Source organism: Arcobacter lacus (assembly GCF_003063295.1).
In the GTDB taxonomy this organism is placed as follows: Bacteria; Campylobacterota; Campylobacteria; order Campylobacterales; family Arcobacteraceae; genus Aliarcobacter; species Aliarcobacter lacus.
The window spans coordinates 172,035-181,908 of sequence record NZ_MUXF01000019.1 but is presented as its reverse complement, the minus strand read 5'-3'; the positions used below and the strand labels follow the sequence as shown (position 1 = coordinate 181,908).

The window sequence follows — 9,874 nt, the reverse complement described above, 5'->3', positions numbered from 1 at the left end:
TGAGGAAATGGAGATGGATGTTCACCAGCTGCTACAAGACCTGCAATGTGTGCAATATCAGCAAATAAAATAGCTCCAACTGAATCTGCTATTTCTCTAAATCTTTTAAAATCAATCTCTCTTGCATATGCGCTAGCACCACAAACGATTATTTTTGGTTGAGTAATTTTTGCTATCTCTTGAACTTTATCATAATTGATTCTTCCATCAAGTTCAACACCATAATAGAATGCTTGATAGTTTTGTCCAGAGAATGATGGTTTAGAACCATGAGTTAAATGTCCACCATGAGATAAATCCATACCTAAGATTTTATCACCAGCTTTAATTAAAGCAGCATAAACTGCACCATTAGCTTGGCTTCCTGAATGAGGTTGAACATTTGCAAATTTACAACCAAAGATTTTACAAGCTCTATCAATTGCTAATTGTTCTACTTTATCTGCTTGTTCACATCCTCCATAATATCTTTTATATGGATAACCTTCTGCATATTTATTTGTAAATACACTTCCCATTGCTTGCATTACTGCTGGAGATGTGAAATTCTCACTTGCTATCATCTCTAAGTGAGTTGTTTGTCTTTTTAACTCCTCTTCTATGATATCATATACTTCTACATCTGCCTCTTTTAATTTCGCTTCTGTTATATAACTCATTTCTTCTCCTTTTTATTTTTAAAATAGTAACTTAAAGTGAAGGAATAAAACAATCCAAAAATTGCTATTTTTTTAATCTTCTTTTTCGTCATTATTTTTTATAACTTTTACATCAGCAAAAGCCATAATTTCTAAATAAAAACTATCATAATCTTGAGCTGCTGCAAAATCTATTGATTTGATAATATCTGTAAATGGTATCTCTTTTGCTTCTTCTAAAGTTTTTCCAAATTTGCAATTGAATTTCCAAATGTTAAACTCTTCTGGAAGTTTTTTACTTTTTTCTCTTTTTATATATTTTCTAACTTCATTTTTGATTGAATCTACTTGTCTTGCTACATTTTTATTTGTAACTTTTAATTGAAATGTTTTTTTCATAATTTATCCTTTATGCTTGGAATTATATCAAAGTAAATATCAATTTTTGAGCGATATAAAATAACTAAGATAATTTTTGATATAATCGACCAATTTTCAAGGAAAACATAACACAATGAATCATTTTTTAATTACGCTATTTCTTGCTATTTTTGTTTCTACAGTTTTGAATATAATTTTTAAGAGATTTGGGATTTCTCAAATAATTGGATATATTTTAACTGGGACTTTGCTTAGTTATTGGTTTCATTTTAATGGAGTAAATATTGACTCCCTAGAAGCGATTGCAGAGTTTGGAATAGTGTTTTTGATGTTTACTATTGGACTTGAAATAAGTGTTGATAAAATCAAAAGAATGAAAGAAATACTTTTATTAAATGGTTTTTTACAAGTTGCAATTAGTGCTATTTTGATTTATTTAGTTGGATATTATATCTTCGAGTTAGAAGCTGAAGTTGCAGTAATTGTAGCTTTAGCATTTTCTTTATCTTCAACAGCAATTGTTTTAACATATTTAAAACAATCAAAAGATATTCATACTCCTTATGGAGAAAAAGCAACAGCAATTTTAATATTTCAAGATTTAGCTGTAATTCCAATCTTACTTTTAATCTCTTTTTTGACAAATGATACTTTAGCTATTGAGGAAGTTATCACAAAAACTTTGATTTCTGCTATTTTGATTATTTTATATATGTTTGTAATTGGTAAAAAAGTCATAAATTGGCTTTTGAAATTTGCTTCAAATAGTAGTATGGATGAGATATTTTTAGGAGCAGTTTTATCTATTGTTGTTGGTGCTTCACTTTTAGCTGAAGAGTTAGGTTTTACTTACTCTTTAGGTGCATTTATTGCGGGAATGATAATCGCTGATACAGACTTTAGTATAAAAGTTGAATCAGAAATAGCAAGCTTTAAAGATTTACTTTTAGGGACTTTCTTTTTCAGTGTTGGTGCAAAAATAGATATTTTGTATTTTTTCCATAATTTACATTTGATTTTGGCTATTTTTGTAGGAATTATGATAATAAAAGCTTTAGTTGTTTATGTGATAATTAGAAGAAAATCAGATAGAAGTATTTCTGTAAAAACTGCAATTTCTCTTTGTCAAGTCGGAGAATTTTCATTTGTTATATTTACACTTGCTTCAAGCAAAAATATAATACCTGCTCAAACAGCAGACTTTTTAATGTTGATTTCAGTTTTATCTATGATTTTAACACCATTTATTGTAAATAATATCTATAAATTATCAGCATTTATAGCAGAAGACTATTTTGAATCAGATAATATCACACCTCTAAAAGATAAAAATCACGTTGTTGTTTGTGGATTTTCTATCTTAGGAAAAGTAATAGCTATGGATTTAACGGAAAGAAATATTCCTTTTGTAATTATCACAAACGATTTAAGACAAGTTTTAACAGCTAGGAAACTAGGTTATCGTTCATATTTTGGACACTTAAATAAAAGACAAGTTTTAGAATCTTTAAAAGTAGATGAAGCTTCTAGCGTTATCGTAACTGTTAGTGATACTCCTAGAAAAAGATTGATTTGTGAAGCTGTTTTGAATTTTCATAAAGAGGCTAGTATTTTATTAAAAATTGAATCAGTGGAAGAAAAACTTCAATTAAAAGATTTAAATATAAAAAGATTTGTTCATGCTCACACTGAAGTAGGGCGATTGTTGGTTGAAGAAGCAGCAATAGATTATGAAAATTGTAAGAAGTGAAATATTTTCATTTTTTAAATCTACATAGATATAACCTAAATTTTGAATCTTTTAAAACTCTCTATAAAATAGGGCTTTGAACTATCTCAAAGACCTGTTTTATTCTCTTTAGTAACTCTATCTTAAGAAAAGCTTTGTTATTTTAGAAGACATTACATAAAAAGGAGAATTATGAAATCAACAGTTTTAAAACCTGTTTTTATACCCGCAGTCGTCTTTATTACCTTATTGGTAGTATTTACTTTTATCAATCCTGCTTTATCCAAGGATATTTTTACCACCACCAAAAATTTTATAGCTGATAAATTTGGTTGGCTTTATATGTTAAGTGTTGCAATTTTTACTATTTTCGCTCTATTTTTAGCTTTCTCACCATTTGGTAAATTCAAACTAGGTCCTGATCAATCAAAACCCGATTACTCTAATTTTTCTTGGTTTTCTATGCTTTTTTCTGCTGGAATGGGTATAGGAATAATGTTCTGGGGAGTTGCTGAACCAATAGTTCACTATACAAATCCACCCGTAGGTGAACAAAGTATTCAATCTGCAAAAGATGCTATGGGAATAGTATTTTTTCACTGGGGATTAAACGCTTGGGCTATTTATGCAATAGTTGGTTTGGTTTTAGCTTATTTTTCCTTTAGACATGGACTTCCTTTGACTATTCGTTCGGCACTTTATCCTTTAATTGGTGATAAAATATATGGAAAAATTGGACATAGTGTTGATATTATTGCAGTTTTAGGAACAATATTTGGTGTTGCTACAACTTTAGGATTTGGAGTTTTACAAATAAATTCTGGATTAAACTATGTTTTTAACATAGAAGTTGGGCTTAATACACAAATTATTTTAATTGTTCTTATTTGTGCAATAGCTTTAGCTTCGGCTGTATTAGGTCTTGATAGTGGAGTTAAAAAGTTATCTATTCTAAATGTATATTTGGCTTTTTTTTTACTTTTATTTGTATTTATTGCTGGTCCAACATTTCATCTTTTAAATGCTTTTGTTCAAAATGTTGGAACATATTTATCAAGTGTTGTAGAAAAAACTTTTAATTTATATGCTTATGAAGAAAAATCATCTTGGATTAGTTCTTGGACACTATTTTATTGGGCTTGGTGGATTTCTTGGGCTCCATTTGTAGGAATGTTTATATCTCGAATTTCAAGAGGAAGAACCATAAGAGAGTTTGTTGTTGGAGTTTTATTTGTACCTGTGGGTTTTTCTTTTCTTTGGATGACTGTGTTTGGAAATAGTGCTTTATATTCTATAATAAATGAAGGATATACTACTTTAGCATCAGCTGTTTCAAGTGATGTAACTATTGCACTTTTTAAGTTTTTAGAACACTATCCTTTTTCTACAATAACTTCATTTTTTGCAATAATTTTGGTTGGTATATTTTTTATAACATCTTCAGATAGTGGCGCTCTTGTAGTTGATACAATATCAAGTGGAGGAAAGATATATAATCCCGTTTGGCAAAGAGTTTTTTGGGCGCTTTCTCAAGGTGTTGTGGCTATTGCTATGCTTGTTGCTGGTGGGCTTGAAGCTTTACAATCAGCTGCTATTGTGGTAGCTTTACCTTTTGCTATTGTTATGCTTGTTGCTTGTTGGGGAGTTTATAAAGCTTTAAATTTAGAGTATATTAGAAGTGAAAGCTTAAAACATCATATGAATGCAGGAAGACATGGAAGTATAATTGGAAATTGGAGTTTAAGACTTAATAGAATTATAGAATTTCCAAAAGTTAAAGAGGCAAAGAAATTTATAAATGAAGATATAATTGAAGCTATGAATACGGTTAAAAATGAGCTTGAGAAACACTCTTGGATAGTTCAAGTTTCAAATGACAAGGGAAAAGCCATTTCAAAACTAAGAGTTGAACACTCAAATGATTTTGATTTTATATATGAAGTTCGAGCAAGAAATTATGATATGCCAGATTATGCCTATCCAGAAAATGAAAATCCTACCAATGAGCAAAAGAAGTATGCAAGAGCCGAAGTATTTTTGCAAGATGGAAATAAAACTTATGATATTTATGGATATGATGTAGATGCTATAATAACGGATATAATAGATCAATTTGAGAAACATAGACACTTTTTAAACAATACCTCTAGTTTAAATCCAGCTGTTCCTGTTGATTAAAAGAGAGTTTCTCTCTCTTTTAAATTTCTATTCCAAAGTAATATTTTACTAAATACCCAATCAAAAATGAGATTATTGCAACACCAAAAGTTATAGCTGACATTTGTAAAATTCTTTTTGTAAAACTTAAATCTTTTGCAACACTTATATAAAAATTATATGAAACAATAGCAATAAATGCACAAATAAACATTAAAATTAAAGATTCGATAATAGAATCAAATATGAAAAATGGAATTACTAAAATAGCAGTTGTAAGAATATATGAAACTCCAGTATAAAGTGAATACGTTAGAGGTTTTATAAGTTCACTTGGATTTTCTTTTGCTTCAAGATATGCTGAACCGGCCATTGACAGCGAAGCAGCTATTCCCATGATAAGTCCAGTAAGTCCAACAACTAAACTTTTGTCAAAAGCAAAAGCAATACCACTTAATGTCCCTGTTAACTCAACTAAAGCATCATTCATACCTAAAACTATTGCACCTGCATAAATAAGTTTTTTATCATGCAACATATCAATAAGAGCAAATTCATGTTCAGTTTCTTGTTTATAAATATTTCGTGATTCTGGATATATTTCAAAAAGTTCTTTATAAAACTCTTCTGCTCCAGCTTCTCTTTTTTCTAAAGATTTTAAAGCAAAAGATGTACCAAAAATTTTTACAAGAAAAAGATACCAAAATACTATTATATTTTGTGCTTTCAATTGTTTATTTGTGATTTTTACCCAAAAATCGTAGTGACTTTTTTCTTCATTTGCAATTTTTTCAAATATTTTTTTATTTTCTTCATTTTTTTGAAAAAGAGATAAGGCTTTATAAATAGTATAATCATTTATCTCGTTTTGTTGTTGTTTTAGAGCTTTTTTTAGTTTTTCTTTATCTGATGAGATAATATTCATTTTTTCCCTTTATAATACTGTAATTTTATTTTTCCCACTATTTTTTGATTTATACATTGCTTCATCAACTCTTATTAATGCACTTTCTTTAGTTTCTAGTTTTTTCACCATTGTTAAACCAAAACTAGCAGTAACATTAAAAGAACAAATTTCTACCAATTCCATATCTTCTTCAATGACTTTTCTTAAGTCTTCACAAATTATTTTTGAATTTTCAAGTGGTGAATCAATCAAAGCTATGATAAATTCTTCTCCACCCCATCTTGCGATTAAATCAGTTTCTCTAATACCAGAAGCCAAAATATTAGCAACTCTTTTTAAAACTAAATCACCTTTTTGATGACCAAATTGATCATTTATTCTTTTGAAGTTATCTACATCTAAAAATATTAAAGATATTTCAGTCTCTTTTCTTTTTTTCAATAATATTTGATTTTTTAGTTTTTCTTCAAAATCTCTTCTATTTGGAATATTTGTTAAAGGGTCATAAACTAAAAGATACTCTAATTTTTTACTATAGTTTTTTATTATTAAAGAAATAAGAATTGAGATAATAGATGTAACAAAAATTGAACCTAATAAGTTCAAATAAAATACATCATGAGCATCTTTTGTAAAATCACTTAAATTTGCTTCAATAGTTAAATATAAATCTAATTCAGGAATATATTTTGTATTTAAAATATATCTATTTCCTTTATTTGAATATTCAATCGTATTTGCTTTTTTTGATAAAATAACATCTTTATACTCTTTCAAACCTTCATATTCATCTAAATTTTTTTTACTATTTATTTGTCTTTCAGATAGAACAACTTTTCCATCTTCATTAAAAAAAGTAACAATAAACTTATGTTTTGATCTAAAAGATTTTAGTAAATCATCAATATACGAGATTTTGATAGCAACTCCAGTAGCTCCTAAAAAGTGATACTCTTTGTCAAAAATTTTGTAATTTATAAACATAATTAGATTATTTGATAAATGTTCATTGAAATCTAAATTTATTTCATGTTTGTTTTGAGTATTTTTAAAATTAAAATACCACTTATCCGTTGGATTATTTTCATCTACTTTTTCTACAAAACCACTTTGAGTATAGTAATTTTTTGTTTTATCTGACACTAAAAATGTATTAAACATATCATATTTATTTTTGATAGCTTCTAGGTATCTTTCTATTCTTTGATTATTTTCTTCATCATTTGCAAGCCATTCTTGAACGAAAGTATCATTTGCCATCATAGAAGAAACTAAGTATGGTTGAATGATATTTTTTTGTATATCTGTATAAATATTGTCTAAAGATAAGGGTAAAGCTTGTTCTTTTAACTGGCTTTGAGCACTTCTTAATGAAACTATATAATTTATAAATGAAAGTAATATAGAAAAAAAGATTAATAAAACAGTGATTAGTACAACAACTTTGTATTTTGATTTTAACAGCATGTATTTTCTTTTAAATTAGATAGATTAGGATACACTCTTCTTTTATAAAAAAAACTTAATTAAAATAGAACTTTTTTTAATAAATGTATATATTGTATGCATTTTTGAGAAGAATTTGAGTATTAAAAACCTGTAACTATATTTTTATAATTACAAGTTTTTTTAAAAATTAAAATGAATATTTCATGCTTATTATACCATTAACAGGATCACCATAATTATAACTAGACGTACTATATCCAATATAATATGTTTTATCAAATAAATTATTGATATTTAGTTGTGTTGATAAATTTTTACTAAATTTATATGAAGCCATCAAATCAACAACTGCATAAGCATCTTGAGTGATTTCTCTTGTAGCAGATTTACTATATCCTTTACTTTTCCAGTTTATTCCTGCTCCAAAACTAAAATCATTTATTGTATATTTTGTAAAGATATTTATATTATTTCTTGGTATAGTCGTATTCACTTTCTCTTTATTAGCATCTTTTGCTTCAAAATGAGTAAATCCTGCGCTAATATCCCAATTATCAGTGATTTCTCCACCAATTTCAAGTTCGATTCCTTTTGAAGTTACACCTTCCATACTTTTATAAGCTTGTTCTGTTCCTCCTGAACCATTTACAAATTCACCAGGTATTGATTCTGCAACATTATCTTGCTCTAATCTAAATAGAGTTAATCCAGCATTTAACTTTTTATCAAAATATTCCCCCTTGATACCAACTTCATAATTGCTTCCTTCTTTTGGATCTAAGATAGAGCCACTTTTATCTCTAACATTACCTTGTGGTAGAAAAATATCTGTATAACTCATATAAGCTGAGTGATTTTCATCTATATCATAAACTAAACCAACAAAAGGTGTAAATACATTGTCATGGTCATATTTTGTTCTGCTATTTGTATCCCAACTATAACTATCATATTCCCAAGTTGTAAGTCTTGAACCAAGAATTAGTTTTAAATCATCCACTAATTCAAATTTTCCAGTAAGATAAACCGATTTTTGTTCTGTATCTGCATCTTGTCTTAAAATATTTCTCCCCAAATTTGGCTCATTCACAAACTCACTACCATCTTGAGTGAAATAATTAGTAATATTGTATTTTCCTGTAAATTCTGGTTTATACTTTTTATCATTTTCTCTATTATATTGCGTTCCTACAATTATTTCATGTTCTTTTTTTGCTAATTCAAATGGGATAGAAGCATAAATATCTATACTATCTTTTTTAATCTTTTCAGGATATTTACCATAACCAGCAGTTAAACCAGAACCATCTTTATTTAAAGTACCTTGAATATTTGTAAAATTTCTATCTTTTGTATAAATTTCATTATGAGAGTATGCAGCATTTAATAAAATATCATTATCAAAGTAGTGTTTTATATCTGTAAAATATGAAGTTATACTTGTATTCCATTCACTCCAATCGAAGTTATAACTTTTAGAACGGCTAAAATCAGTTTTTGTTCCATCACTATAAAATGCAGGTAAAGAAGAACCTCCACCCATAATACCATCTCTATTATTCTCTTCATAGCTTGCACCAGCTGATATCGTAGTATTATCTGTAATATCAGTATCAACTACACCATAAACTAAACTATTTTCTTGACTAGTTTTATCTACAAAAGAGTTTTTATCTTTATAACTTGCTACTAATCTTGCTCTAACACTTCCATCTTCATTTAAAGGAGTTTGAATATCTGTTTTTAGTTTGTACATATCCCAAGAACCTGCACTTGCTTCTATATCACCTTTAAATACTTTACTATTTGCATGTTTTCTTACCATATTTATAGAAACAGCAGGATTTCCTGCACCTACCATAAGTCCATTTGCACCTTTTACAATTTCGACTCTATCGTAAGCATCCATATTATAATTATTTATTGTATACCAATTTTGTGTTACAGGAAGTCCATCTAGTAAATAATAATCAAGGTCAAATCCTCTTGAATAATAGGTTGCTCTTCCATCAAATCCTTCAGATACTGACACACCAGTTACTTTTTTTATCAAAGAATAAAATTCATCAGTTTTTCTATCTTCTAACATTTGTTGGCTTATTACCATAACAGATTGCGGAGTTTCTCTTATAGATAAATCAAGTTTTGTAGCAGTTCTCATACTTCCTGTTGTATATGAATCACTATTTTCTGTAATATTTCCTAAATATTTATCATTAACTGAAATTGGCTCTAAAACTGTACCTTTACCTTCAATTTTTTTTATAACAATTGTATTGTTTTTTACTACTGCTTCAAGTCCTGTTCCTTCAAACATGAGTTTTAAAGCTTCATCTAAATTTTGCACATTTTGTATTTTATTTGTATTTTTACCATTTAAAATATTTGTATCCACAATAAAAGGTATATTTGAAAGCTCTGATATTTTTTCAATAGCTTTTGTGGCATTTGTAGTATCAACAGTATAATTTGCTGAATATAAGTTTGTAGCCAGAAGTATGGCTAAGCTTGGTGCTATTAATGATTTTTTTAATAGACTCATTTTCTATCTCCTTTGACTTATAAATATAATTATGAGAATTACTCTCTATAAAAGAAGACGAAAAAGTTTAC

Annotated in this window: 6 protein-coding genes and 1 pseudogene; 2 read left to right on the top strand and 5 right to left on the bottom strand. The window is 27.8% G+C overall.

The window, feature by feature from the left end; genetic code table 11:
* Together glyA and B0175_RS09625 are read right to left on the bottom strand one after the other, a co-directional pair.
* Positions 1 to 659 (bottom strand): annotated as a pseudogene (glyA, locus tag B0175_RS11330) (serine hydroxymethyltransferase); the annotation flags it as partial.
* Between the two features lie 72 nt (positions 660 to 731).
* Positions 732 to 1,037 carry a DUF6172 family protein gene (locus B0175_RS09625; protein WP_108528362.1) on the bottom strand — a complete coding sequence of 102 codons (306 nt, stop codon included), beginning with the start codon at positions 1,035 to 1,037 and terminating at the stop codon, positions 732 to 734.
* A 115-nt stretch (positions 1,038 to 1,152) separates the two neighbouring features.
* Here B0175_RS09625 and B0175_RS09620 point away from each other — a divergent pair, with 115 nt between their 5' ends.
* Both B0175_RS09620 and B0175_RS09615 read left to right on the top strand, forming a co-directional pair.
* Complete coding sequence (locus B0175_RS09620) at positions 1,153 to 2,769, top strand: cation:proton antiporter domain-containing protein (RefSeq protein ID WP_108528361.1); 1,617 nt, start codon at positions 1,153 to 1,155, stop codon at positions 2,767 to 2,769.
* A gap of 171 nt (positions 2,770 to 2,940) precedes the next feature.
* Positions 2,941 to 4,926, top strand: a complete 1,986-nt coding sequence (locus B0175_RS09615; RefSeq protein ID WP_108528360.1) for a BCCT family transporter — start codon at positions 2,941 to 2,943, stop codon at positions 4,924 to 4,926.
* Between the two features lie 19 nt (positions 4,927 to 4,945).
* Here the strand turns inward: B0175_RS09615 and B0175_RS09610 are convergent, their stop codons facing one another.
* The 3 genes from B0175_RS09610 to B0175_RS09600 form a co-directional block, all read right to left on the bottom strand.
* On the bottom strand, positions 4,946 to 5,830 hold the full coding sequence (locus B0175_RS09610) for a VIT1/CCC1 transporter family protein (RefSeq protein ID WP_108528359.1): 885 nt from the start codon (positions 5,828 to 5,830) through the stop codon (positions 4,946 to 4,948).
* 9 nt (positions 5,831 to 5,839) lie between these two features.
* On the bottom strand, positions 5,840 to 7,279 hold the full coding sequence (locus B0175_RS09605; RefSeq protein ID WP_108528358.1) for a sensor domain-containing diguanylate cyclase: 1,440 nt from the start codon (positions 7,277 to 7,279) through the stop codon (positions 5,840 to 5,842).
* 169 nt (positions 7,280 to 7,448) lie between these two features.
* Positions 7,449 to 9,803 (bottom strand): TonB-dependent siderophore receptor, encoded by a 2,355-nt coding sequence (locus tag B0175_RS09600; protein WP_108528357.1) that lies wholly within the window; start codon positions 9,801 to 9,803, stop codon positions 7,449 to 7,451.
* Between the last annotated feature and the right edge of the window lie 71 nt (positions 9,804 to 9,874).

Coding starts and splice junctions, on each gene's coding strand:
- B0175_RS09625 (WP_108528362.1), bottom strand. CDS start 1,037: ATGAAAAAAACATTTCAATTAAAAGTTACAAATAAAAATGTAGCAAGA.
- B0175_RS09620 (WP_108528361.1), top strand. CDS start 1,153: ATGAATCATTTTTTAATTACGCTATTTCTTGCTATTTTTGTTTCTACA.
- B0175_RS09615 (WP_108528360.1), top strand. CDS start 2,941: ATGAAATCAACAGTTTTAAAACCTGTTTTTATACCCGCAGTCGTCTTT.
- B0175_RS09610 (WP_108528359.1), bottom strand. CDS start 5,830: ATGAATATTATCTCATCAGATAAAGAAAAACTAAAAAAAGCTCTAAAA.
- B0175_RS09605 (WP_108528358.1), bottom strand. CDS start 7,279: ATGCTGTTAAAATCAAAATACAAAGTTGTTGTACTAATCACTGTTTTA.
- B0175_RS09600 (WP_108528357.1), bottom strand. CDS start 9,803: ATGAGTCTATTAAAAAAATCATTAATAGCACCAAGCTTAGCCATACTT.